The organism is Aquimonas sp., from assembly GCF_044377145.1.
Taxonomy (GTDB): domain Bacteria; phylum Pseudomonadota; class Gammaproteobacteria; order Xanthomonadales; family Xanthomonadaceae; genus Aquimonas.
Genome location: NZ_JBILJQ010000077.1, coordinates 1 through 22,263 on the forward strand (window position 1 = coordinate 1; position 22,263 = coordinate 22,263).

General features: G+C 66.4%; 21 protein-coding genes and 2 pseudogenes. 13 read left to right on the forward strand and 10 right to left on the reverse strand.

The features are described from left to right. Positions 1–132: 132 nt before the first annotated feature. From ACIQ7H_RS18400 to ACIQ7H_RS18415, 4 genes are read right to left on the reverse strand one after another with little or no spacing between them, the layout of a single operon-like run. The gene (locus ACIQ7H_RS18400; RefSeq protein WP_395794237.1) at positions 133–1,107 is read right to left on the reverse strand and encodes a biotin-dependent carboxyltransferase family protein; all 975 of its coding nucleotides are present in this window, start codon (positions 1,105–1,107) and stop codon (positions 133–135) included. Beyond that, entirely contained in the window at positions 1,104–1,817 is a 714-nt protein-coding gene (gene pxpB, locus ACIQ7H_RS18405; protein ID WP_395794239.1) for a 5-oxoprolinase subunit PxpB, read from the reverse strand. Before pxpB ends, ACIQ7H_RS18400 begins: the two co-directional genes overlap by 4 nt. Next, positions 1,810–2,232 carry an HIT domain-containing protein gene (locus ACIQ7H_RS18410; RefSeq protein WP_395794241.1) on the reverse strand — a complete coding sequence of 141 codons (423 nt, stop codon included), beginning with the start codon at positions 2,230–2,232 and terminating at the stop codon, positions 1,810–1,812. Before ACIQ7H_RS18410 ends, pxpB begins: the two co-directional genes overlap by 8 nt. Next, complete coding sequence (locus ACIQ7H_RS18415; protein WP_395794243.1) at positions 2,229–2,894, reverse strand: dienelactone hydrolase family protein; 666 nt, start codon at positions 2,892–2,894, stop codon at positions 2,229–2,231. The genes ACIQ7H_RS18410 and ACIQ7H_RS18415 overlap by 4 nt, the downstream gene beginning before the upstream one ends. Positions 2,895–3,092: 198 nt before the next feature. On the opposite strand from ACIQ7H_RS18415, the gene ACIQ7H_RS18420 reads away from it, so the two are divergent. From ACIQ7H_RS18420 to ACIQ7H_RS18440, 5 genes are all read left to right on the forward strand, one after another. Continuing rightward, complete coding sequence (locus ACIQ7H_RS18420) at positions 3,093–3,719, forward strand: sigma-70 family RNA polymerase sigma factor (RefSeq protein ID WP_395794245.1); 627 nt, start codon at positions 3,093–3,095, stop codon at positions 3,717–3,719. Then, entirely contained in the window at positions 3,716–4,210 is a 495-nt protein-coding gene (locus ACIQ7H_RS18425; protein ID WP_395794247.1) for a cupin domain-containing protein, read from the forward strand. Before ACIQ7H_RS18420 ends, ACIQ7H_RS18425 begins: the two co-directional genes overlap by 4 nt. A gap of 31 nt (positions 4,211–4,241) precedes the next feature. Further along, positions 4,242–4,811, forward strand: coding sequence for a hypothetical protein (locus tag ACIQ7H_RS18430; RefSeq protein WP_395794249.1), 570 nt, complete (start codon positions 4,242–4,244; stop codon positions 4,809–4,811). Positions 4,812–5,179: 368 nt separating this feature from the next. Continuing rightward, the gene (gene pyk, locus ACIQ7H_RS18435) at positions 5,180–6,649 is read left to right on the forward strand and encodes a pyruvate kinase (protein WP_395794251.1); all 1,470 of its coding nucleotides are present in this window, start codon (positions 5,180–5,182) and stop codon (positions 6,647–6,649) included. 180 nt (positions 6,650–6,829) lie between these two features. Then, positions 6,830–10,549: a methylmalonyl-CoA mutase family protein gene (locus ACIQ7H_RS18440; protein ID WP_395794253.1), complete on the forward strand. Its 3,720-nt coding sequence runs from the start codon at positions 6,830–6,832 to the stop codon at positions 10,547–10,549. A 432-nt stretch (positions 10,550–10,981) separates the two neighbouring features. On the opposite strand, the gene trmY is transcribed toward ACIQ7H_RS18440, so the two are convergent. Next, positions 10,982–11,590, reverse strand: coding sequence for a tRNA (pseudouridine(54)-N(1))-methyltransferase TrmY (gene trmY / locus ACIQ7H_RS18445; RefSeq protein WP_395794255.1), 609 nt, complete (start codon positions 11,588–11,590; stop codon positions 10,982–10,984). Positions 11,591–11,784: 194 nt separating this feature from the next. Between trmY and ACIQ7H_RS18450 the strand changes: the two genes are divergently transcribed. After that, positions 11,785–12,663 carry a PhzF family phenazine biosynthesis protein gene (locus ACIQ7H_RS18450; RefSeq protein ID WP_395794257.1) on the forward strand — a complete coding sequence of 293 codons (879 nt, stop codon included), beginning with the start codon at positions 11,785–11,787 and terminating at the stop codon, positions 12,661–12,663. Between the two features lie 289 nt (positions 12,664–12,952). Then, positions 12,953–13,462: a S41 family peptidase gene (locus tag ACIQ7H_RS18455; RefSeq protein ID WP_395794259.1), complete on the forward strand. Its 510-nt coding sequence runs from the start codon at positions 12,953–12,955 to the stop codon at positions 13,460–13,462. Positions 13,463–13,699: 237 nt separating this feature from the next. Here the strand turns inward: ACIQ7H_RS18455 and ACIQ7H_RS18460 are convergent, their stop codons facing one another. From ACIQ7H_RS18460 to ACIQ7H_RS18470, 3 genes are read right to left on the reverse strand one after another with little or no spacing between them, the layout of a single operon-like run. Then, positions 13,700–14,404 carry a response regulator transcription factor gene (locus ACIQ7H_RS18460; protein WP_395794261.1) on the reverse strand — a complete coding sequence of 235 codons (705 nt, stop codon included), beginning with the start codon at positions 14,402–14,404 and terminating at the stop codon, positions 13,700–13,702. Further along, entirely contained in the window at positions 14,401–15,972 is a 1,572-nt protein-coding gene (locus ACIQ7H_RS18465) for a sensor histidine kinase (protein ID WP_395794263.1), read from the reverse strand. The genes ACIQ7H_RS18460 and ACIQ7H_RS18465 overlap by 4 nt, the downstream gene beginning before the upstream one ends. A gap of 40 nt (positions 15,973–16,012) precedes the next feature. Continuing rightward, positions 16,013–16,564 (reverse strand): hypothetical protein, encoded by a 552-nt coding sequence (locus ACIQ7H_RS18470; RefSeq protein ID WP_395794265.1) that lies wholly within the window; start codon positions 16,562–16,564, stop codon positions 16,013–16,015. Positions 16,565–16,626: 62 nt separating this feature from the next. Here ACIQ7H_RS18470 and ACIQ7H_RS18475 point away from each other — a divergent pair, with 62 nt between their 5' ends. From ACIQ7H_RS18475 to ACIQ7H_RS18485, 3 genes and pseudogenes are all read left to right on the forward strand, one after another. Continuing rightward, complete coding sequence (locus ACIQ7H_RS18475) at positions 16,627–16,962, forward strand: hypothetical protein (protein WP_395794267.1); 336 nt, start codon at positions 16,627–16,629, stop codon at positions 16,960–16,962. A 214-nt stretch (positions 16,963–17,176) separates the two neighbouring features. Then, a complete protein-coding gene (locus ACIQ7H_RS18480) occupies positions 17,177–17,434 on the forward strand; it encodes a multiprotein-bridging factor 1 family protein (protein ID WP_395794276.1) in 258 nt (85 codons plus the stop codon). A 71-nt stretch (positions 17,435–17,505) separates the two neighbouring features. Further along, positions 17,506–18,723, forward strand: a pseudogene (locus ACIQ7H_RS18485) (type II toxin-antitoxin system HipA family toxin). Positions 18,724–19,021: 298 nt separating this feature from the next. Here the strand turns inward: ACIQ7H_RS18485 and ACIQ7H_RS18490 are convergent. Next, positions 19,022–19,447, reverse strand: coding sequence for a hypothetical protein (locus ACIQ7H_RS18490; protein ID WP_395794268.1), 426 nt, complete (start codon positions 19,445–19,447; stop codon positions 19,022–19,024). 19 nt (positions 19,448–19,466) lie between these two features. After that, positions 19,467–19,973, reverse strand: coding sequence for a hypothetical protein (locus ACIQ7H_RS18495; protein WP_395794270.1), 507 nt, complete (start codon positions 19,971–19,973; stop codon positions 19,467–19,469). Between the two features lie 429 nt (positions 19,974–20,402). On the opposite strand from ACIQ7H_RS18495, the pseudogene ACIQ7H_RS18500 reads away from it, so the two are divergent. The 3 genes and pseudogenes from ACIQ7H_RS18500 to ACIQ7H_RS18510 form a co-directional block, all read left to right on the forward strand. Beyond that, positions 20,403–20,513, forward strand: a pseudogene (locus tag ACIQ7H_RS18500) (transposase); the annotation flags it as partial. 324 nt (positions 20,514–20,837) lie between these two features. Continuing rightward, positions 20,838–21,263, forward strand: coding sequence for a hypothetical protein (locus ACIQ7H_RS18505; RefSeq protein ID WP_395794272.1), 426 nt, complete (start codon positions 20,838–20,840; stop codon positions 21,261–21,263). A gap of 372 nt (positions 21,264–21,635) precedes the next feature. Further along, on the forward strand, positions 21,636–22,263 hold a 628-nt coding region (locus ACIQ7H_RS18510; RefSeq protein WP_395794274.1), incomplete at its 3' end, for an REP-associated tyrosine transposase.

The following is a 22,263-nucleotide window of genomic DNA, read 5'->3' on the forward strand; positions in this document are numbered from 1 at the left end:
CAGTGAACTCGGAAGCAACGAGATCGCAAGCATGAGCGAATCCGCCACTCAGGAGAACGAATGACAGCTATCTGGTGAACAGGCTGTCTCAAAGGGGTTGACGCGTTCCGGATGTAGCCGGGCCGGCAGCGTCTACTCGGCCAGAACCTGCTGTGCCGACAGCCGCAGCTTGTGCAGATGGCGTTCCATCTGGCGGCGTTTCTCCAGTGCTGCTTCCAGGCTGCAGGCGTGGAAGCGCAGCGGCTCACCGGGCGCCAGCTGGGCCAGACGCGGCAGTTCGGCCTGACCGACATGGCCGATCCGCGGGTAGCCTCCGACCGTCTGCGCATCGGCCATCAGCAGGATTGGCCCACCCTCGGGCGGCAGCTGCAGCGTGCCAGGGGCGACCGGCTCGGACAGACTGAGCGCGGCTTCGGCCAAGGCCAAGCCCGGGCCCTCGAGCCGCAGGCCCATGCGATTGGAGCGTGCTGACAGTCGCCAACTGGTATCGAACAGCAGCTCTGGATCGTCGAGCGTGTCGCGGCCGGGAATCAGCCCGACTTCGGCCGGCTGGTCGAGCTCCAGTACGGGCGCCGGATTGGCCCACCAACGCGCCATCCGCACGCCGATACTGGCGCGCGGCCAGTGCCGTCCGATCAGGGTCGCGCCCAGCGGGCGCAGGCGCTCACTCTCGGTGAGCGGCTTGCCGCAGTGACCCGCGAAGCCGGAGCCGGGCAGGGTGCTGCGGCTGCCCAGCACCTTGGGGCTGTCGAAGCCGCCGGCAATCGCCAGATAGCCACGCGCGCCGCGCAGGGCACGACCGATCCGCAGCACGGTGCCAGCACTGATCCGCAGCGGTCGCCACATCGGCAAGGCCAGATCATCGACCTGCAGCTCGAAGCGCGCACCACACAGGGCGACTACCGCATCGGCATTGAACTTCAGGGTTGGCCCAGTCAGGGTGATTTCCAGCGCGGCGGCATCGTCGGTGTTGCCGACCAGCGCATTGGCCGCTCGCAGGCTGAAGCTGTCCAGCGCGCCGCCGAGCGGTACGCCGATCGCGCGATGCCCTGGGCGGCCAAGGTCCTGCAGCGTCGTCATCAGGCCGGGCTTCAGGACTTCGATCATGCGGGCTGCTCGCGCTGCAGACGCTTGAAGTCGAGCGCTGCGATCGCTACGAAGCGTACCCGGTCACCCGGCTGCAGCAGGCTGGGTTCGGCGCGGGCGCTGTCGAAGAGTTGCTCGGGCGTGCGCCCGATCAAGCGCCAGCCGCCGGGGCTCTGCTGCGGGTAGATGCCGGTCTGGGCGCCGCCGATGCCAACCGCGCCGGCGGGCACCTCGGGCCGCGGCGTTGGCAGCCGCGGCATCTCCAGCCGCGGGTCCAGCCCCAGCAGGTACGGAAATCCGGGCAGAAAGCCGATCATCGCGACCACGTAATCGCCGCCGCTGTGCAGGGCGATCACGGCCTCTTCGCTCAGGCCCGCATGTGCGGCCACATCGGCCAGATCCGGCCCGTAGTCGCCGCCGTAGCAGACCGGGATCTCGATGCGGCGACCATCGCGCGCGCTGCGGCCGTGGTCGCCCTCGCGCAGACGCGTCCGCACCCAGGCGGCGACCGCATCGAGATCGATCTGCAGCGGGTCGAAGTGCACTGCCAGCGAGGCATAGGCCGGCACCAGGTCGAGCACACCGGGCGGCGTGCTGGCGCGCAGACCGCGCGCAAACGACTGCACATGGTGGGCAAGCTCGGACTCCAGCCTGTCGCCGAAGCGCAGCAGCAGGGCGGCCTCACCGAGTGGCTCGAACTGGGGCTTGGCGAAGGCGTTGCGCTCAGGCATCCAGCGCCTCCAGCGCGGCGCGCAGTGCGGCCAGCTGCGCCTGCAGTGCCTCTTCGGTGTAGGCAACGGCGCTGCCCTGGCCCCACACCGGCCCGGGCCAGGCGGGATCGCCAACAAAGCGGGCGATCAGATGGATGTGCAGCTGGGGGACGATGTTGCCCAGCGCGCCGATATTGAGTTTGTCCGGCGTGGCCACGGCCTGGAGTGCCGCCGCGGCGCGGTTCAGATCAATCAGCACCTGCGCCTGGTCGAAGGCGGGCAGATCGAACAGTTCGCGCAGGCCATCGCGGCGCGGCACCAGCAGCAGCCAGGGAAAGCGAGCGTCGTTCATCAGCCGCAGCTGGCACAGCGACAAGTCGCTGACGGTCACACTGCCGGCCGCAAGTGGCGGATCAAGCGTGAATTCGGGGGTCATGCCAAGGTCTGACGCAGAAAGTCGTGGCTGACTTGCAGGGCGCGTGCCGCGGATTCGGGGTGGAAATCATGGCGCTGCTCGCAGTTGAAGCCGTGCCCGGCGGGGAAGCATTCGATCCGCGCTTCGGACAAGGCACGACGGTGCTGCTCGACCACATCGGGCGGAATCAGCGCATCGTGTTCGCCGAAAATCAGCAGCAGCGGCGCCTGCGGTCGCTCGTACAGAAAGCCTGCCGTGCGGCCGCCGTAGTAGCTCACCGCCGGCAGGCCGAGCCGGGTGCAGCACAGAAAGGCGATGCTGCCGCCAATGCAGTAGCCGACCACGCCGACCTTCAGCCCGCGCTCCCGCAGCACCCCAGCAGCGGCCGCGCAGGCCGCCACGCAGCGGTCGAAGCCGACCTCGGCCATCAGCGCACGGCCACGTGCCACGCCGGCTTCGGTGTAGTCGAGCTCCACATCGCGCTCGACAAAGTCCATCAGCTGCGGCGCGATCACCTCGAAGCCGAGCCCGGCCCAGGTCTGCGCCACCCGCCGGATATGCGGATTGACGCCGAAGATCTCCTGTACGAGCACCAAGCCGCGCTGGGCCGGGTTTGATTCGGGGCGGACATGCATAGCACCGATGCGGCCGTGATGGGTGCTGAGCTCGATACGGTCGTTCATGGGGCAGATCCTCCTGTGCGAGGGCGGCATCCTGCCACGCTCAGTCCTACGCGAAACGCATGCCAGACGACCGCAGGCCGAGCGTTCACGCGCCGCAGAGTCTGACTGGGCTCGAATCGCGCTGCGGCAGCCGCCGAGTCCGCCTTTCCGTTTCCGCCCGCCCGACATCGCTTGGGCCCGCCCAGATCGAGCCTGTCGTTGAGCACTCCCGACCCCGCGCATCCGGCGCGTTCCAGCAGCGCCGCCAGCCACATCGAAGAGGCCGACGAACTGGCTGTGCTGGTCGGCCGGATGGCCGATGGCGAGCAGCTCGCGCTGGAGACCTTGTATGCGTGCTGCGCCGACCGTGTGTATACGGTCGCCCTGCGCGTGCTGCAGCGCCCGGAAGACGCCGAGGAGATCGTGCTCGACACCTTCAGCCAGGCCTGGGAGCGCGCCTTCCTGTATGTGCCCGAACGCGGCGCTGCGCTGTCGTGGCTGTTGAATCTGGCCTGGAGCCGTGCGGTGGATCGGCTGCGGCGCGAACGTGGGCATCGTTCCACCTTGCCTCTGCATCCGGTCGAGGGCGAAGACCCGTACGCTGCGCATGCCGATGACTCCGCCCAGCGACTGTTCGACGCGCTCGACGCGCGCTCGGCCTTGCGCGCTGCGCGGGCTGAATTGAGCCCCGTACAGCAGCGCATGATCGCCTTGGCCTTTCTGGAGGACCTCACCCACGCCGAGATCGCCGAGCGCACGGGCACCGCGCTCGGCACGGTCAAGTCGCATCTACGGCGTGGCCTCGCCACCCTGTCGCGCGCATTGGGCATGGAGGCCCGCGGATGACTGATCGCAGCAAACAGGGCGCCCTGCCGCCGGATCTGGCGGGGCGGATCGGCGCTGAACTCACACCGTTGGCGCTGTCGCCTGAGCGCCGCGTGGCACTCGGCGAGCAGCTGATGCGGCGCTGTGCCACGCCCGGTACCTCCGTGCTGCGTGCCGACGAGGGCGAGTGGATCCAGTTCGTGCCCGGCATCCGCGTCAAGACTCTGCGTTTCGACGCGCAGGCGCAGACGCAGACGACGCTGTGGCGGCTTGACCCCGGCGCCCGCGTGCCGCGCCATCCGCACCAGCAGCACGAGGAATGCCTGGTGTTGGAGGGGAGCATCCTGCATGCCGGCCAGGAGTACCACGCCGGTGATTTCCTGCTGGCGTCGCCGGGCTCGCGCCACCGACCCTTCGATTCCCCGCGTGGCGCGCTATTGTTGATCCGCGGCGAGCCGGTGCCGAAGCTCGGCCGACTGACGCAGCTTGCGGTGCGCTTGCTGAGGCTGTGAAATCGGCCACTCATTACCGATGGAAATAACCATGAAGCTGAACCTCGTTGCCCGCGCGGGCTGCTTGCTGGCCTCTGTATTCCCGGTTGGCATGGCGCCCGCGCATGCTCAGACCGTCGACCTCGACAAGCCCCAGGCCAGCACCAGCATGTTCGCGTCCACCCGCGAACCCGCCAGCGATGCCGAATCGGCCGCCGTGCTGGCCGAGCTCGAATCCATTGTCAGCGAGGCGCCGGCCGTGTTCGTGCAGGGCTACATGGTCGACCGCACCGGCAGAAGCCTCTACGTGTTCGATCAGGACCGCCCCAACGTCAGTACGTGCTACCGCGCCTGCGCAAAGCTGTGGCCACCGCTGTTGGCCGATCTCGATACCGAACCGTTCGAGGAGTTCAGCATCACCGAGCGTGCCGATGGCGCACGCCAGTGGGCCTGGCGTGGCAAGCCGCTGTACCTCTGGCCGTCCGACAAGCGACCCGGCGACCGCACCGGCGACAACGTCAGCGGCGTCTGGCATCTGGTACTGGATCCGCAGCATGCACCCACGGCAGCGCCGAAGCCTGCGGCAGCGCCTGTGGCTCCGCCGCGCGGGGAGTACGACTGAAGCACGGCACGGCGCAGATCCGGCGAGGCGGACTTCAGCCGGTCGGCGCAGCCAGGCAGACCTTGTCGGCATTTGACGACTTCATGCGCGCGCGATCCGCGCCCTGATGCAGCCCGGCAAACCAGGCATGCGATGCGCCAGTTTGCTCCGAACTCCGCGTTGGCCTGATGCGCGGCCCGATCTCTCGACCTGTTTGCATGTGGTATCTATCTGGTATTACATAAATCGTCAGAACAGGGGGTTTTTGACGCACTGCGGCGAAATGGGCTTCGATTGGTCTTAAGTTTATTCGTATGCACCGGGGCGCAAGGGCATTCGCCGTGGCTACACTTGCGCGGTTCGCCCTTCGCAACTCTCCGGAGCCACACATGAGCAGCCCAGCCTTTCGCCGCACCAAGATCCTGGCCACCCTGGGCCCGGCCACCGATGGCCCCGGCATTCTCGACGCGGTGCTGTCCGCCGGTGTCAATGTGGTGCGGCTCAACTTCTCGCATGGCACTTTCGAGCACCACGCCGCTCGCGCCGAAGCGGTGCGCGCAGCGTCTGCACGGCTGGGGCGCGAGATCGGCATCCTCGCCGACCTCGGTGGGCCGAAGATCCGCGTCGAGCGCTTCGGCGAAGGCAAGGTGTTCCTGAAGGCCGGCCAGCCCTTCGTGCTGGACTGCCGCGCCGATGCCGCACCGGGTGACCAGGGCCGCGTCGGCGTCAGCTACCTTGGCCTGGTTGACGACGTCCATACCGGCGACACCCTGCTGCTCGACGACGGCCTGATCGCGCTGATGGTGGAAGAAGTCGCCGGCTGCGAAATCCGCACCCGCGTGCTCACCGACGGCGCGCTGTCGGATCGCAAAGGTCTGAATCGTCTCGGCGGTGGCCTGTCGCTGGATGCGCTCACCGACAAGGACCGTGCCGACATCAAGCATGCGGCGGCGCTTGACGTCGATTTCATCGCGGTCAGCTTCTGTCGCACCGCTGCCGACATCGAGGAAGCCCGCAGCCTGGCCCGCGCCGCTGGCAGCAGCGCGCTGATGGTGGCCAAGATCGAGCGCGCCGAAGCCATCGAGAACCTGCGCGAGATCGTCGATGCCTCAGACGTCGTGATGGTGGCGCGCGGCGACCTCGGCGTTGAGATCGGTGACGCCGAACTGCCCGGACTGCAGAAGAAAATCATCCGCGAAGCACTGGAGCGCGGGCGCACCGTCATCACCGCCACCCAGATGCTGCAGTCGATGGTCGACAACCCGATCCCGACCCGCGCCGAGGTGCTCGATGTCGCCAACTCGGTCATCGACGGCACCGATGCGGTGATGCTGTCGGCCGAGTCAGCCTCCGGTCTGTACCCGGAGAAGGCCGTGCAGGCGATGGAGCGCATCTGCCTCGGCGCCGAGCGCCAGTTCAAGATGGACACCGATTTCGAGGCCGCGCCGCGCAACCTGGTGCATGTGGATCAGGCCATCGCGATGAGCGCGATGTTCCTCGCCGAACACATTCAGCTGCGCGCGATCGTGGCGATGACCGAATCCGGCGGCACCGCGCGGCATTTGTCGCGCTTCCGCAGCTCGGTGCCGATCTTCGCCATGTCGCGCCACGCTACCGCGCGCCGGCGCATGGCGCTGATGCGCGATGTCTATCCGATCGCCTTCGACAGCCAGGGCCTGTCACCGCGCAAAGCCGCCCGCGCCGCCATCAGCCACCTGCACAGCCTCAACCTGCTCGACGTCGGCGACCGTGTGGTGATCACCGCCGGCGACCACATGGAACAGCTCGGCGCCACCAACACCCTGCGCCTGTTGCGTGTTGGCGAGGGCGGCGAAGCGGAAGGGCTCGGCGAGCTGTAGGGCGTAGCGCCGCCGCCAGGCTTGTCGCTCCCCGGTGGCGACGCTGTTCGCGCAGTGACGCGTAGCCCACACGCGTGCGTAGGGTCTGCTCCGCCATGGGCCAACGGTCGGCAGGGGTGATGCCTTGGCGGTGGCGCGTACAATTGCGGCCTTCTTGCATCCCCGCATCGAGGCCCCCCGATGAGCACCCCCGCCAGCCGTCTGCCCGAAGGTGAGACCGCGCACGTCGCGTCGCCGCTTCGTTTTGTCACCGCCGCCAGTCTGTTCGATGGCCACGATGCCGCCATCAACATCATGCGGCGCCTGATCCAGGCCCAGGGTGCCGAGGTGGTTCACCTGGGTCACAATCGCTCGGTCGAAGACGTGGTGCGCGCCGCCCTGCAGGAAGACGCCGACGCCATCGCGCTGTCGAGCTACCAGGGTGGCCACGTCGAGTACTTCAAGTACATGGTCGACATGCTGCGCGAGCGCGGCGCTGGCCACATCCGCGTGTTCGGCGGCGGCGGCGGCACCATCACGCCTGAGGAAATCCGCGAGCTGCAGGCCTATGGCGTGGAGCGCATCTATCACCCCAACGATGGGATGAAGATGGGGCTGGTGGAGATGATCTCCGATGTTGTCGAACGCGCAGAGGCAGCGCGTCGGGAATCGGAAATCGGGAATCGGGAATCGTCGAAGAGCGTGCTGCCGTCGATCGACGACGAGATCGGAATCGGCCGCGCCCTGTCTGCCATCGAGGATGGCCTGTATTCGGATGCCGAGCTTGCGCTGCTGCGTAAGGGCTGGTTGGCCGGCTCCAACGATTCCCGATTCCCAGCGTCCGATTCCCGAATGCCAACCACACCCGTGGTTGGCATTACAGGCACCGGAGGCGCCGGCAAATCCAGCGTCACCGACGAACTTGTCAACCGCTTCCTGCAGCACTTCCCGGAGATGCGCATCGCCGTGCTGGCGGTGGACCCCACGCGCCGTCGCAGTGGTGGTGCCCTGCTGGGTGACCGCATCCGCATGAACTCCCTGCGCAGCACGCGCGTGTTCATGCGTTCGATGGCGACGCGTCGTCAGCACGTCGCGACCAATGCGGTGCTGAAAGACTGCATCGCACTGCTGAAGGGCATCGGCTATGACCTGATCATCGTCGAGACCGCCGGCATCGGTCAGAGCGATTCCGAGATCGTCGACCTCGTCGATTTTCCGGTCTATGTCATGACCAGTGACTACGGCGCGGCCAGTCAGCTGGAGAAGATCGACATGCTCGACTTCGCCGAACTGGTGGTGCTGAACAAGTACGACCGCCGCGGCGCCGAGGACGCGCTGCGCGACGTGCGCAAGCAGTGGAAGCGCAATCGTGTGGCCTTCCAGCTCGCCGATGAAGACGTGCCGGCGTATCCGACCATCGCGAGCCAGTTCAATGATCCCGGGGTAACCTGGATGTTCTCGAACTTCTGCCGCTTGCTGCGGCAGAAGTCGGGAATCGGACAACGGGAATCGGGAATCGGAGAGCGGAGTGCCGCGAGCCATCGCTGCGACTTCAATCCCACCGTGATCGAGACGCTGAAGGAGCCGCGCGCGACGGTGCTGATCCCCGGTGCGCGTGTGCGCTACTTGGCTGAGATCGCCGAGCAGGGCAGGGCGATCAATCAGCGCATCGAGAAGCAGAGCGAGATTGCCAGTCGGGCGCAGAGTTTGTATGAGGCGCTGCTGGAGCTTGAAGATCGGCAGTTGCCGAAGCCGTTGGACCTGTATGGGCCGGATGCTTTGCTCCCCTCTGCCCTCGAAGCGAAGGGAGCCGCTGATGAGTTGTCGGCAAGCCCAGAGGTCGTCCAACACCCGAACCCTCTCCCCAACCCCTCTCCCACGGGGAGAGGGGCTCAAAGCCTGAGCGCTGATACGTACGCGCCCGACCGCACTCTGCTTACGCTGCGCCAGCGCTACAACGACGCGGTCCAATCGCTCAGCAGCGAGAACCTCAAGCTGCTGCGCGAGTGGCCGGCGCGGCTGAAGTCGATCACCGATGAGGTCACCCATTACGAGGTGCGCGGCAAATCGATTGCGGTGGAGAACTATCGCGAATCGCTGAGCCACCAGAAGATCCCGAAGATCGCTGCGCCGACCTACAAGAGCTGGGGCGAGCTGCTGACCTTCCTCGGCAAGGAGAATCTGCCCGGCTACTATCCCTACACCGGCGGCGTGTATCCCTACCGCCGCACCGGCGAAGACCCCATCCGAATGTTCGCGGGCGAGGGCACGCCGGAGCGCACCAATCGCCGCTTCCACTACCTGAGCCAGGGCTTGCCTGCCGCGCGTCTGTCGACCGCGTTCGACAGCGTGACGCTGTATGGCGAAGACCCGGCGATCCGCCCGGACATCTTCGGCAAGATCGGCAACAGTGGCGTCAGCATCGCCACGCTGGATGACATGAAGAAGCTCTACTCCGGCTTCGACTTGTGTGAGCCCACAACCAGCGTCAGCATGACCATCAACGGGCCGGCGCCGATCATCCTCGCACTGTTCATGAACTGCGCGATCGACCAGCAGATCGAGCGCTACCTGCGCAGCGATGAGGCGCGGTGGGCTGAAGCACAAGCCAAGCTCGATCGCTGTTTCGAAGGCCGCACGCGCCCGACCTACGCCGGCGAACTGCCCGCAGGTCACGACGGTCTGGGCCTGGCCCTGCTCGGCATCAGCGGGCAGGAAATGGTCGATGCCGAAACCTACGCGCGGATCAAGGCAAAGACCTTGGCGACGGTGCGCGGCACCGTGCAGGCTGACATCCTGAAAGAGGATCAGGCGCAGAACACCTGCATCTTCAGCACGGAATTCGCGCTGCGCATGATGGGCGACATCCAGCAGTACTTCGTCGACCACAAGGTACGCAATTTCTACTCGGTGTCGATCTCCGGCTACCACATCGCCGAGGCCGGCGCGAACCCGATCAGCCAGCTCGCTTTCACCCTGTCGAACGGTTTCACCATCGTCGAGTACTACCTCGCGCGCGGGATGCACATCGACGACTTCGCGCCGAACCTGTCGTTCTTCTTCTCGAACGGAATGGACCCGGAGTACACCGTCATCGGCCGCGTCGCCCGCCGCATCTGGGCGCGTGCGATGCGTGAGCGCTATGGCGCCGATCCGCGCAGCCAGATGATGAAGTACCACATCCAGACCAGCGGCCGATCCCTGCATGCGCAGGAGATCCAGTTCAACGACATCCGCACCACCCTGCAGGCGCTGTATGCGCTGTTCGACAACTGCAACAGCCTGCACACCAACGCCTACGACGAGGCCATCACCACGCCGACCGAAGAGAGCGTGCGCCGCGCCGTCGCCATCCAGATGATCATCAACAAAGAGCTGGGCCTGAACTTCAACGAGAACCCCTGGCAGGGCAGCTTCATCGTCGACACGCTGACCGACATCGTCGAAGAAGCGGTCTACAAGGAGTTCGAAGCCATCAGCGAGCGCGGCGGCGTGCTCGGCGCCATGGACACCATGTACCAGCGCGGCAAGATCCAGGAAGAGAGCCTCTACTACGAGCACAAGAAGCACGACGGCAGCCTGCCGCTGATCGGCGTCAACACCTTCCTGCCCAAGGACCACGGCGGCGAAATCGTCACCGAGATCGAACTGATCCGCTCGACCGAAGAGGAGAAGAGCCAGCAGATCGAGAACGTCCGGTCGTATCAGCAGAATCGCAACGCTTCTCTCCCCTCTCCCCTCGTGGGAGAGGAGCAGGGGGAGAGGGGGCCGTCCTCCCCAGGACTGGCCTACCTGCAAACCACCGCACGCAAGCGCGAGAACATCTTTGCGGCCCTGATCGAAGCTGTGAAAACCCACAGCCTTGGCCAGATCAGCCACTCCCTGTACGAAGTCGGCGGCGAGTACCGGCGCAACATGTAGCCAGCCGCGATGTATCGATGGCTGCGGCAGACGTGACCGAGGCCCCCACGCCCCACGACTCGAGCCCCTCTCCCGTGGGAGAGGGGTTGGGGAGAGGGCGGGGCGGAGCGCAGCCGTGCAAGGCGCGGCGTCAACAGCGGTGCTCGTCGCTCTCGGGAAGTCAGGCCAACACCCGAACCCTCTCCCCCGGCCCCTCTCCCACGGGAGAGGGGAGCAGGTGCAGCTACGGCGGCACTGAACGGCGAGGAGTAACCACGGGCACGCGACAAGTAGCTTGACAGGCAGCGCGGCCCATCGGCTTCCGCTGGAAATCCCGCGACGCGTCTGGCTTCGAGGTTGCGGAAGCCCTCAGTCAAGTGCCCAGCACTGCAACCTCTGTCCAGAGCCGCAGCCCGCGAAGTTCTGCTGCAAGAGCTCCGTGCCCTTCGGGCATCAACCCGAACGCCCCGGCCCCTGATCCAATTCGTAGTGGATCAACACCACGCACTGCGAGGCGAACAGCATCTTCGATCCCAGCGCGATCTCCATCGCGCCCAGGCGCGCAAGCCCATGCAGGCTGTTCTTGGGCATCGGGATATGGTCAGTCAGCAGAAAGCAGGGCTTGTCGCCGAAAACCTGCTCGCGGATCGGGCTGCCTTTCGGGGCCATCACGTACAGCTGGTGATCTTCGGCCAGGGTCTTCACCAGCCGCTCGAAGCTGACGGTAGATACGCTGATGCCCGGCTCCACCGCGCGCGATTCGTCCTTGCCCATGCCGATCGAGGCATCCAGCGCCTTGGCAACCCGGCTCAACAGCCGGCGCTCATCGAAGCCGCCGATGTCCTGCAGGGCGTTGGACTCGAAGCGGACAGTGCGCGAATAGTCGTGCGTGCTTTCAAGCACCAGGTAGACGACCACATCCGCGCGATGCGACTGCGCCACGAAGATCGCGTTCATCAGCGTATGCGCGAGGATCTCGGTGTGCGCCTCCTTGCCCACGGAGGCCAGCAAGCTCGCGCTGTCCGTCGGCGCAGCGCGCGCTCGGAGTACAAAGGTTCGCATCGATGGCCTGTCGGTCTGATCGCACGTACTGCTTCGCGCAGCGGTGGCATTGTCCCTGCAAACCGGAGGCGGGGTCGATACGCCAATCGCCTGATCGCCTCACTGCCGAATACCGCCGGTATCCGCCCAACGGCGCTTGCGCATCTGCCCGCGCGGCCCGAGTTTGTTCAACACCGTCGCCAAGAGAAGTTCCCATGAGCCCCGCCGACTTGACGCTCAACTCCGAAGACCCACGCCTGGCGCGCATCGCCGCTTTCACCACCCAGCCCGGCGGCGGCAATCCGGCCGGCGTGTGGATCGATGAGGATCTGCCTTCACCCGACACCATGCAGGCCATCGCCGCTGCGGTCGGCTACTCGGAAACCGTGTTCATCGCGCCGAGCGCCGGCCCGCGTCGACAGGCCCGCTACTACAGCCCTCTGGCCGAGGTGCCGTTCTGCGGGCACGCCACGATTGCCGCCGGCGTGCTGCTGGGCCAGCGCGGCGAACAGGGTCGCTTGCTGCTCGACACCCGCGTCAGTGAGATCTCGCTGCATATCGCGCTTGATGCAGGCAGCGACACGCACTCACCCGTCGCCAGCCTCACCTCTGTCGCCACCGCGCAGCGCCCGTTGCCGCCGGATCTGCTGGGCGAAACCCTCGCACTGCTCGACTGGCGCAGCGACGAACTCGACCCCGACCTGCCGCCCATACTTGCCTACGCTGGCGCCTGGCACCTCGTACTCGCCGTACGCGAACGCGCGCGTCTCTCGGCGCTGAGCTATCCCTTTGATGCCCTCAAGGCGCTGATGCTCAAGCACGAGCTGACCACCCTGCAGTTGGTCTGGCGCGAGTCCGCCACCTGCTTCCACGCGCGCAATCCGTTCCCGGTCGGCGGTATCGTCGAAGACCCCGCCACCGGCGCCGCCGCTGCCGCATTCGCCGGCTGGCTGCGCGATGCGGGCCTGATGGCCGCGCCCTTCGCATTGAGGATCCACCAAGGCGAGGACATGGGCCGACCCAGCCTGATCGAAGTGGAAGTGCCGGTTTCGGGCGGGATCGTGGTACGCGGGCGTGGGGTGGCGATCGGGTAGTGGGGCCTGGCACTGGCTCAGCGTTCGCATTCACGCAGCTGCGCCAGGCTGGCGTATGCCGCGTGCATGCAGCGGCGGCATGTAGTACCCACCCCATGTGGTCCGCCTCGCGGCCTGTGGAGCCTGCGCTTGAACCCGATAGTGACCGCGGAGATGGTGTGTTCGTTCGGAGCGAGCACCCGCCGATGCTTCGCTGATCTGGCGTACACACTTCAATGGGCCCGCGGTCGAGGCGCATCGGATGAACGCTCTGGCAGGCGTACGCAACGAGCGTCTGCAAGGTTCACAAATGAGCCACTTCTTCGCCCCAGGCGACGAACGCCACCTCAACGATCTGTACTACCGCAAAACAGACTACACCCTGCAGTACTGGACCACGGCCGCGGTGCCGACGCGCTATCTCAAGCCCGTCTACGTGCTCACCTCTGCGCGGACCTTTTCCGGCGGCGAGGAATGCGCCTACGACTTCCAGACCCAGAAACGCGCCACCGTGGTCGGCGAAACCACCGGCGGCGGCGCGAACCCCGGTGACGTCCACCCCCTGGCGCAAGGCTTCGCCGCCTTCATCCCCGAAGGGCGTGCCATCAACCCCATCACCCGCACCAACTGGGAACACGTCGGCGTCAAACCCGACCTCGCCGTGCCCGCCGCCGACGCGCAAAAAGTCGCCCACGCCGCCATCCTGCGTGAGCTGATCAAGGCCTCAAGCAATCCGGACGAGCAGGCGTTTCTTCAGGACACGCTGACCAAGGTCGAGGCCGACAATCTCGATGCGCCGGTTTACGTGCCGCAGGGCTGAGCGAGGCGGGCTGCACATCGCACGGTTCTAGCTGTTCGGTTGCGCTCGAAACGCACACAGTGATGTAGAGATGCGATGGATCCGGCCCGCTGAAACTTGAAGTGCGAGGTCTTCAGGAGGCGCGCTCCACCAGCGCGAGGTGCGGAGAACTCTCAATCAACTTCGTACCTGCTCCATAGACACGGCCCCAATGCTCCGCTGTCGATCGCGCGGGCCCGCAGCGGCACGTCTGCTGGATCAAGCCGGCGTGCTGCTGCCCTTGGGCGAGTCCAGGCGGTAGCCCAGTCCGCGCACGGTGGTGATCCGCGAGGGCTGCCCGGCCTCGTCGAGTTTGCTGCGCAGGCGTCGGATGTAGACGTCGACCACATTGGTCAGCGGGTCGGAGTCGACGCCCCACACGTTCGACAGGATGCGTTCGCGGCTGAACAGTCGACCTGGTGCGCTCATCAGCAGTTCGAGCAGGGCCAGTTCCTTCGCGGTCAAGGGCAGCACCTGACCGCTGCGGCGCACCTCCATGCGCACGCGATCGAAGACCAGATCGCCCACACACAACTCGGTGGCCGGCTCGATCCACTGCGGAGGGCGACGCAGCAGAGCCTCCACGCGTGCCAGCAGTTCGTCGAAGGCGAAGGGTTTGGTCAGGTAGTCGTCGGCACCGCAGCGCAGGCCCGCCACGCGCTCGGCCACGCCGCCCATGGCGGTCAGCATCAGCACTGGCAGGGCCAGGCGCTCGGCTCGAATCTGCTGGCACAGCTCCATGCCCGACTGACCCGGCAGCATCACGTCGAACAGCGCTACATCGAAGCCGCCGTGGCGAAGCAGCGGCAGCGCCTCTTCCGCGCTGCCGGCAATGCTCGGTGCATAGCCTTCCGCGCGCAGTCCACGCAGCAGGAAGTCGGCCACGCGGGCGTCGTCTTCCACAATCAGAAGGGTCTGGGTCACGCCGCGGTCTCGCTCAGGCTGATGGGCAGTGCGATGCTGACACGCAAGCCGCCGCCATCGCGGTTGTGCAGCTCGATCCCGCCGCCCAGCGCCTCGACAATCCGCAGCGCGATCGGCAGACCCAGCCCTTGGCCCTGTGGCGCCAGCTGTTGTCCGGCGCTCCCGCGGAACTGGGGCTCAAAGGCGCGCTGCAACTCCTCTTCGGTCATGCCGGGGCCCCGGTCATCGATGGAGACCACCCAGTGGTCGGGTTCCTCGGCGAGGTCGACCACCACGGTTCCTCCCTGCGGCGAGTAGCGCAGCGCGTTGTCGAGCACGATGACCAGCGCCTGCTGGAGCCGCTCTCGGTCCGCATCGACCATGCAGCCCTTGTCACGCACCGGAGCGCGCAGCAGCAGCTGCAGCGAGCGGTGCTCGGCGATTGCCTGCATTTGTTCAACGGCAGCTGCAATGATCGAATGCAGGGGTTCGCGACGGATGGTCAGGGCGTACTCCAGTGAGCCCCCGCGAGCCGCGTCGAGCAGGTCCTGCACGCGTCCGCCCAGATCGCTGGTGGCCTCGATGATGCGCACAAGCGCCTCGCCCTGTGCGTTCGGATTGCTGCGATTGCGCAGCGCCACTTCGGCCTCGCCGCGGATCACCGTCACTGGCGTGCGCAGCTCGTGGCTCAGCTCCGCGAAGAACTGACGCCGGCGCGCTTCGATACCGAGCAGGTTCTCGAACGCATGGCTGAGCGAGCGGGTGCGCTCTGCGACCAGCTCATCCAGCTGTGCCTGCAACTGCTGGCTGCGAGCCTGGGCCTCGGCGAGCCGCTCCGCCATCGAGTCGAGGAGAGTGCCGATGCGGGCGAACTCATCGCGGCCGCGCAGCTCACTGCGCGCACTGAAGTCGCCCGCCGCCAGCGCTGTGCTCAGGCGCGCGAGTTCGGCGAACGGGCGGTCCAGGCGCCGAACAAAATAGGTGATGGAAAGCAGGGCGAGGCCGAACACCCCGGCCGCAAGCACCGCATCCATCAGGCGGATGCGGCTCAAGGCCGCAGCGAGGTCGGCCCCTGCATCCAGGCTGGCCGACTCGTTGCGCTCAACGGCCTGCCGAAGCAGTTCGCGCATGTCACGTCCTGCCAGCTCGTCGAAGGCCAGCAGCACGGTTCGCCACTGTTCGGCCGGCGGCAGATTGCTGCCCGGGTTTTCGGCCGCTTCAATGGCCTTGCCCATTGCGGCAATGTTCAAGGCGACGGTTTCGACTTCCTGCTGTTCCAGTGCTCGCACGGCCTCAGGCGAGGCCTCGACCAGCGTGCGCAGCGCCTGCAGGCTTGAGTGCATGGCCGTCAGCAGCGAGGTCCGTACCTCCGGCGCAGGATCATCTGCAAGCATGCGTTGCGCGAACCAGACCTTGAGCCGCTGCTTGTTGCCCGAGATCTCCAGGTACTCCGCCAGCATGCGGGTTGCGTTGACGCTGCGCTCGGCGTGATGGGCGGCCGTCGAAGCCGCCCACCACGCGAATGCGGACTGGGCCAGCGCCAGCAGGGCCAGCGCGGAGAAGACGATCGCGAGTCGGGTGCGGATCATGAAGTCTAAAGAAGCTCTGCTCCGCAGCCGGCTGCGGGAGTTACGGGGCGCTGTAGGGCAGCGAGCTGTGGTGGACCACGATCCGCAGCTTGCCGTCGTCGCTCTTCTTGAAGGTCCAGGTCTTGTCGACGGTGGTCACTGCGCCATCCTTGCCGGTGATCATCACGTTGCCCATGCTGGTGGCGACGTCGCCGTTGATGTGGATGGCGGCGTTCTCGGCCCGACAGGCGGTCCAGCCCTTCAGGGCGAAGCCGGAGTCATCCTTGAAGTTCGGGTCGCCGCCCACGAAGTAGGCCAATGCGCCCTCACGGGTGGTGCGGAAAGTCTGCGGCGGAGCGGCCAGCGTCGGCTTGAACAGCACCGGGCCCAGGTTGTAGCCGTAGGCGGCGTCGATCACGTCGCCAGCCAACTGCTTGGCGGCCGCATGGCCCTGATCTTCGCCGGCCTTGTTGATCGCGACCAGCGCATTGCACCAGGCGGACTGGGCGGCGAGGACTTCAGCCTCGCTGACGTTGGCGTTGTAGACAGCCGTGTTGGCCGAAGCGCTGGCGGCGAAGGATGCGGCGAGCAGAGCGAAACTCAGACGGTGCATGGCGGGCCTCTGGGGTGAGGGAGCAGGATGCCCCCGGACCTCGTCATTACACCGCGAGTCCGATGAAGCGCGCCTCCGTCGCACATGAATTCTGTCGACCTCCCGCATTACAAACCGATGAACGCGCGGGGACAAGCGAAGGCGAGGCGACCCTTGCGCCCCTCGCGCCAACCGGGCAGACAGACAACCCGATCACCCGGACCCGCTGGGAGCAGGTTGGCGCCAAACCGGACCTCGCCGTGCCCGCCGCCGACGCGCAAAAGGTCGGCCACGCCGCCCTCCTGCGCGAGCTGATCAAGGCCTCAACCAACCCGGAAGAGCAGGCGGATCTGCAGGACACCTTGGCCAAGGTCGAGGCCGACGCACTCGATCCGCCGGTTTACGTGCCGCAGGGTTAACCGGCGCGCCCAGCCAAGGCTGGTGCTCGGCTGATCTCGGCATCGAGGCCTGCATGCAGACTTCGCGCTCGCGCTTGACGCCCCCTGCGCACGCGCGAAGACGGCTCAGAAGTAAGCCCCTATGCGCATAGGGGATCAAATATGAGCCATTCAGCGCAGAGAATCCGACTTCGCCACCCCCGCCGCCCAGCGCACTGCAGCCCACCTCGGCGGGCTGGTGCGCCAGGCGCGGCTGGCGCGCGCGTGGACGCAGCAGGCCCTCGCCGAGCGCGCGCGCATCAGCCTCGCCACCCTGAAACGTCTGGAGGGTGGCGCAGTCGAAGTCTCGCTCGGCGGCTGGCTGTCGGTGCTGGAATGCCTGGGCCTGTTGCCCCTTCTGGGTGAGCTGCGTGACCCCGCCTCGGCCGCGGTGCTGGATGCCACCCGCACGCAGCGCGCGCGCCCACGCAAGCGTGACGATCTGGACTTCTGACCATGGTCGAGCGCACCGTCTTCATCCACCTGCCCGGTGAAACCGAGGCTGTGCCTGCCGGGCGCCTGAGCATGATCGAGCAGGGCACGCAGGTGCAGGCGTCCACCTTTGCCTACGGCCGCCGCTACGTCGCGCGCGCGAACGCCGTGCCGGTCGACCCGGTGGCGTTGGCCTCGCTTCCGGCGCAGAACGACCACGAACGCTTGCCGCCGGCAGGGCTGGCCCTGTTCGGCGCGCTGCGCGATGCCACGCCCGATGCCTGGGGCCGGCGCGTGATCGAGAACCGTCTGCGCGCTCCGCCCAATGGTCTGCCGGAATCGGTGTATCTGGATCACGCCGGCCCGCACCGCGCGGGCGCGCTGGATGTGCGCGAAACACCCACCAGCCCGCCGATTCACAGCAGCCTGCCATCCGCGCTCGACCTGCAGCACCTGCTGGATGCCGCGGCCCGCGTCGAGCAAGGCGAGCCCGTTCCCGCGCATCTGGAGGTCTTCTTCGCGGGTGGGCCCTCGGTGGGCGGTGCGCGGCCCAAGGCGGTCATCAGCGCAGACGGCGACGAGTGGATCGCCAAGTTTCCCGCGCGAGGCGATCCTTTCAACGTGCCCTTGATCGAATTCGCGACGCTGGAACTGGCGCGCGAGGCCGGCCTGCGTGTGCCGCCACTGCGCATCGAAGCACTGGCCGATGGCCGACAGGTGATGCTGATCCAGCGCTTCGACCGTGAACCCGTGCAGCGCGGCATCGCGCGCCGGCACATGCTGAGCGCGCTGACCCTGCTCGCGCTGCCCGAGTAGGCCTCGGCGGACTCCAGCTACGCAGCCATTGCGGATGCGATTGGCCAGTACGGCGTCAGCGGCCAGATCGCGGCTGACCGTGAGGAGCTGTTTGCGCGCATGGTCTTCAACATCCTCGTCTCCAACGACGACGACCACCTGCGCAACCACGACTTCCTGTTCGATGCCCACAGCCAGGGCTGGCGCTTGAGCCCGCTGTACGACGTGGTGCCGAAGCCTCAAGAAGTGGCGCAGGAGCGCGTGCTGCACCTTTCGGTGGGCCCACAGGGTCGGCTGGCGCGGCTGGACAACGCCTTGGCCGGGGCAGGGCGCTTCGGCCTGCTGCCACCGCGCGCGGCCGGCATCATCGATCGCATCGCCAGCGTGGTGCGCGAATGGCGCGGGCGATTCGAGAGTTCACGTGTGCCGGTTGCGGACTGCGATCGGGTAGCCACCGCGTTCCGGCGGGCGGGTGACATCGGGATGCAGGCGGTGGAGCGGTGGCGGGATGGTTGAGGCGCTTGAAGAAAAGCACGGTTCCGAGTGCACTTGCCGCATGCGCTTCACGCGTTGACTTGCGAGGCCGGCCGATCCTTGCGGGCCCCGTGCGGCGCTGCAGTTGCTCCTCGAACTTCTGTCGGAAGCGCTCCGTTCCAAAGGCGAGTTGGCACTGCAGGCGTCGCCTCGTCTTGTCGACTTCCTCCGGTGTGATGGCCGATTGGACCCGGTCGCGGTAGAGGCGTTGGCGCGCCGTGTCTTCGGCATGCAGCGCCACGAAGAATGGGGTGAGGTTCATCAACTGCGGGGGAGAAAATCAACCTGGCCCATTTCCCCGTGGGGATCCGCCCTGCTCGATCGCCCGCTCGTGCTCGATGACATCGCTGCCGAAGCTCAAGCGCTTGGCGATCGGGCTGCCCGGATCGATGACCCGCCAGAACAGTGGCACTGCGTCCCGCGGCGTGCCGGCGCACAGGTCTTCCCACGCCGATTCGGCGATCACCCGCAGATAGATCGCCGTGGTCACGGGGCAGGTCGCGTCGGCGCGATGCCGCCGAGCCAGCTCGTTGCGCAAGCGAACGAGGTTTCGCGTCTCGCCGACGGGAATCGCCATCAGGTACCGCGCCAGGATCTCCGGGCTGGCGATGAGCAGGCGACTGCCGACGCGAATGCCGGCGAAGTCCGCTTCGGTGCTCACCACGTGGGCCGGCTTCGCCTTGGCGATGCGGGCTTTCCACGACACGGGTTTGCTCTTCTTGCGCTCAGCCATTGGTCGTCTCTCTGCGGGACAGCTCAGCCTCGAGGTCATCAAACCACTCGGTGAGAAAAGCGTCAGGGTCGAAGAACACACGGGCCATCAGCCGGGACCAAGGATGCCGGAGCGTGATTGACTCTTCCACGCGCAGGCGCAGGCCCTCGGGCGTCGAAGCCCATGTCGCCGTCCACGTGCCATGCAGGCCGTGGTGATCCTCGAAGACCAGCCGATACCCAGCGCTGGCCCGTTCTGTCCAGTGGAAGCGAAGCACGCGACCCCGTGCACCGATCTCGGCCCATCCGTCCCCGGACCTCTCGACCCGGGCCACGCCTCGACGCCAATGCGGCTGGTCCTCGACAGCATCCAACACGCCGCGCAGCGTGGCCACATCGGTGGCCAGCACGCGTTCTGCGGCATGGCGGGTCGTCTCTGGAAGGGTGCGCGCCATGAACCACAGCGTGACGGGCACGAGGACGAGCAGGACCAGCAGTGAGGAGGTGAGCATCAGTCGCATAGGAACGGCAAGCGAAGGGAGGCGCTACACTCTGCCATGACGGCGGCCCCAGGACCAATAATCGGCGAAATTTGCACATAAAATCAGGTGCATGGCGCGATCTCGCCCTCGCGTCACGGACGGACCCGATGCCCCCTGCGATGCGCGCGCCCTTGCCTCCGCATCGGCCGCCAGTCCAAACCTAGAGCGGGTTCAGAGCGCATTTTCCGCGGGCGCGTGGCTTGAGCAGGCGTCGTCGGTGGGGGTAGCCGACCCTGCGGATGCGGACGGGCTTGAGTTCGATGCAGCATTGGCAGCACAGCAGGCGATCGTCGGAGTGCACCGGGCAGGCCTTGAAGCGCCCCTCCCAAAGGGTGCCGGTGCGGCGGTAGCGATCGTTGATGTAGCGGACGTAGCGACGCCCCAGGTTTCCCCAGCCAGGAGTTTCAGATGCGCAAGTCGAAGTTCACCGAGACGCAGATCGCCTCGATCCTGAAGCAGGCCGATGCAGGTGTGCCGGTCAAGGATCTCTGCCGGCAGGCCGGTTCGTCGATGGCGTCGGGACGTTCGAAACGGACGATGTGCTCGATGCACGACCGATCCGCGTGCGCTTCAGTTGGTCAGACATAGGCTGCGATTCGGCGCGGTGGCAGCAGGCGTTTTCGGAAGACGGGGGCGCCAGCTGGGAGGTCAACTGGGTGATGGAGTTCCAGCGCAGGGCCAACTGAGCAAAATCCACGTGTGTCCGTGCGCGTTTCGGTGTGGCTGCCAGCGAGTGCTCGACGGCGATGCGTACTTGCGGGATCAGGCTTTCGATGGATCTGGGGTAGGAGAATCACTCCGCTTTCCACATCATTCCCGCCACCGCGATCGCCACAAGCAGGCATGACACTCATTCCGAACTTCAAGGTGGGTCTGGTACGGGGTCATGGCTCCCCGCGGGACTGGGAGGGCAGCTTCGCCATCGAACCGGGCGCGACGCTGGAAGACGTGCACGCTCTCACCCAGAACGCCGTTCAGTTCGACGATGACCACGGCTACGAGTTCTACATCGCGCGCACTTTCAAGAGCCGCCCGAGCGAGGTCTTCGACGACGAGAACGGTGGGATCTACCGGCGAACGCTGGCTTCGCTGTTTCCCCTGCCGGCGAAGCACGCGCTGTTCTATTGCTTCGACCCCGGTGACAACTGGATCTTCGAGATCAAGGCCGCGCGCGGCGGCCCGCTTGTGGAGGCGTGCGGTGAGGCGGAGTCCGGCCTGATGGGCGCATTGGGCACCCGGCCTGTTCAGTACCCGGATGGGGACGAATGATCCACCGCAAGACAAAGCCCGCGGGCCAGACTGAACTGACTGTCAGATGCCCTGCGCGCTGCTGGGCAAGTGGACTCTGACTCCAGTTTTGCCTGCCTTGCAGCGTCGGCTCGCGCAGGGCTCTGCTGCCGTCAGGCGAGCCGAGTGACAATCCCGCCTGAGCAGCGGATGCGTCGGCACCGAGCGGTCTGCAACCGAACCTGGACGAGACGAGTGCCCGGGGTCAGGTCTAGAAACGTAGCATCAGGGTTCTGCCGGAGGGTATGCTCGGCGGCATGGCACGACCGATCCGCATTGAGTTCGAAGAGCACGAGCTCGGGGTCAGGTCTAGAAACGTAGCATCAGGGTTCTGCCGGGGGTATGCTCGGCGGCATGGCACGACCGATCCGCATTGAGTTCGAAGGGGCGCTGTACCACGTGACTTCGCGTGGGGATCGGCGTGAGGCGATCTATGAGGATGATGCGGATCGCGCGCGGTTTCTTGAGCTGCTGGGTGAGGTGGCGCGTGGCTTCAACTGGGTGGTGCACGCGTACTGCCTGATGAGCAATCACTACCACCTGCTGATCGAGACGCCCGATGGCAATTTGTCGAAGGGCATGCGCCAGCTCAACGGGGTGTTCACGCAGTACAGCAATCGCCGTCATCGCCGCACCGGGCATCTGTTCCAGGGCCGCTACAAGGCAATCCTGGTCGACGCGGACAGCTATCTGCTGGAGCTCTCGCGCTACGTGGTCTTGAACCCGGTGCGCGCGCGCATGGTGGCAGATGCCGGTGACTGGCCCTGGAGCAGCTATGGGGCGATGCTCGGCGCGCACGCCGCGCCGGACTGGCTGGCGACTGACGGTCTGTTGTCTGCCTTCTCCAGCAGGCGATCGGAACCCTACGCGCCTACACTCCACGAGACAGTGACGCAGCACGTTATCTCTCATTCTAGGGCGGCTTTGTTCGGAGACTCCCATGCCAAAGCCGTTGCGGGTTCGCCCGCCAGAAACATCTTCC

What these genes read in the sequence shown, in the direction of transcription:
- ACIQ7H_RS18400 (WP_395794237.1), bottom strand. Translation starts at nt 1,107, where the DNA reads ATGATCGAAGTCCTGAAGCCCGGCCTGATGACGACGCTGCAGGACCTT.
- pxpB (WP_395794239.1), bottom strand. Translation starts at nt 1,817, where the DNA reads ATGCCTGAGCGCAACGCCTTCGCCAAGCCCCAGTTCGAGCCACTCGGT.
- ACIQ7H_RS18410 (WP_395794241.1), bottom strand. Translation starts at nt 2,232, where the DNA reads ATGACCCCCGAATTCACGCTTGATCCGCCACTTGCGGCCGGCAGTGTG.
- ACIQ7H_RS18415 (WP_395794243.1), bottom strand. Translation starts at nt 2,894, where the DNA reads ATGAACGACCGTATCGAGCTCAGCACCCATCACGGCCGCATCGGTGCT.
- ACIQ7H_RS18425 (WP_395794247.1), top strand. Translation starts at nt 3,716, where the DNA reads ATGACTGATCGCAGCAAACAGGGCGCCCTGCCGCCGGATCTGGCGGGG.
- ACIQ7H_RS18430 (WP_395794249.1), top strand. Translation starts at nt 4,242, where the DNA reads ATGAAGCTGAACCTCGTTGCCCGCGCGGGCTGCTTGCTGGCCTCTGTA.
- pyk (WP_395794251.1), top strand. Translation starts at nt 5,180, where the DNA reads ATGAGCAGCCCAGCCTTTCGCCGCACCAAGATCCTGGCCACCCTGGGC.
- ACIQ7H_RS18440 (WP_395794253.1), top strand. Translation starts at nt 6,830, where the DNA reads ATGAGCACCCCCGCCAGCCGTCTGCCCGAAGGTGAGACCGCGCACGTC.
- trmY (WP_395794255.1), bottom strand. Translation starts at nt 11,590, where the DNA reads ATGCGAACCTTTGTACTCCGAGCGCGCGCTGCGCCGACGGACAGCGCG.
- ACIQ7H_RS18450 (WP_395794257.1), top strand. Translation starts at nt 11,785, where the DNA reads ATGAGCCCCGCCGACTTGACGCTCAACTCCGAAGACCCACGCCTGGCG.
- ACIQ7H_RS18455 (WP_395794259.1), top strand. Translation starts at nt 12,953, where the DNA reads ATGAGCCACTTCTTCGCCCCAGGCGACGAACGCCACCTCAACGATCTG.
- ACIQ7H_RS18465 (WP_395794263.1), bottom strand. Translation starts at nt 15,972, where the DNA reads ATGATCCGCACCCGACTCGCGATCGTCTTCTCCGCGCTGGCCCTGCTG.
- ACIQ7H_RS18470 (WP_395794265.1), bottom strand. Translation starts at nt 16,564, where the DNA reads ATGCACCGTCTGAGTTTCGCTCTGCTCGCCGCATCCTTCGCCGCCAGC.
- ACIQ7H_RS18475 (WP_395794267.1), top strand. Translation starts at nt 16,627, where the DNA reads ATGAAGCGCGCCTCCGTCGCACATGAATTCTGTCGACCTCCCGCATTA.
- ACIQ7H_RS18495 (WP_395794270.1), bottom strand. Translation starts at nt 19,973, where the DNA reads ATGCGACTGATGCTCACCTCCTCACTGCTGGTCCTGCTCGTCCTCGTG.
- ACIQ7H_RS18505 (WP_395794272.1), top strand. Translation starts at nt 20,838, where the DNA reads ATGACACTCATTCCGAACTTCAAGGTGGGTCTGGTACGGGGTCATGGC.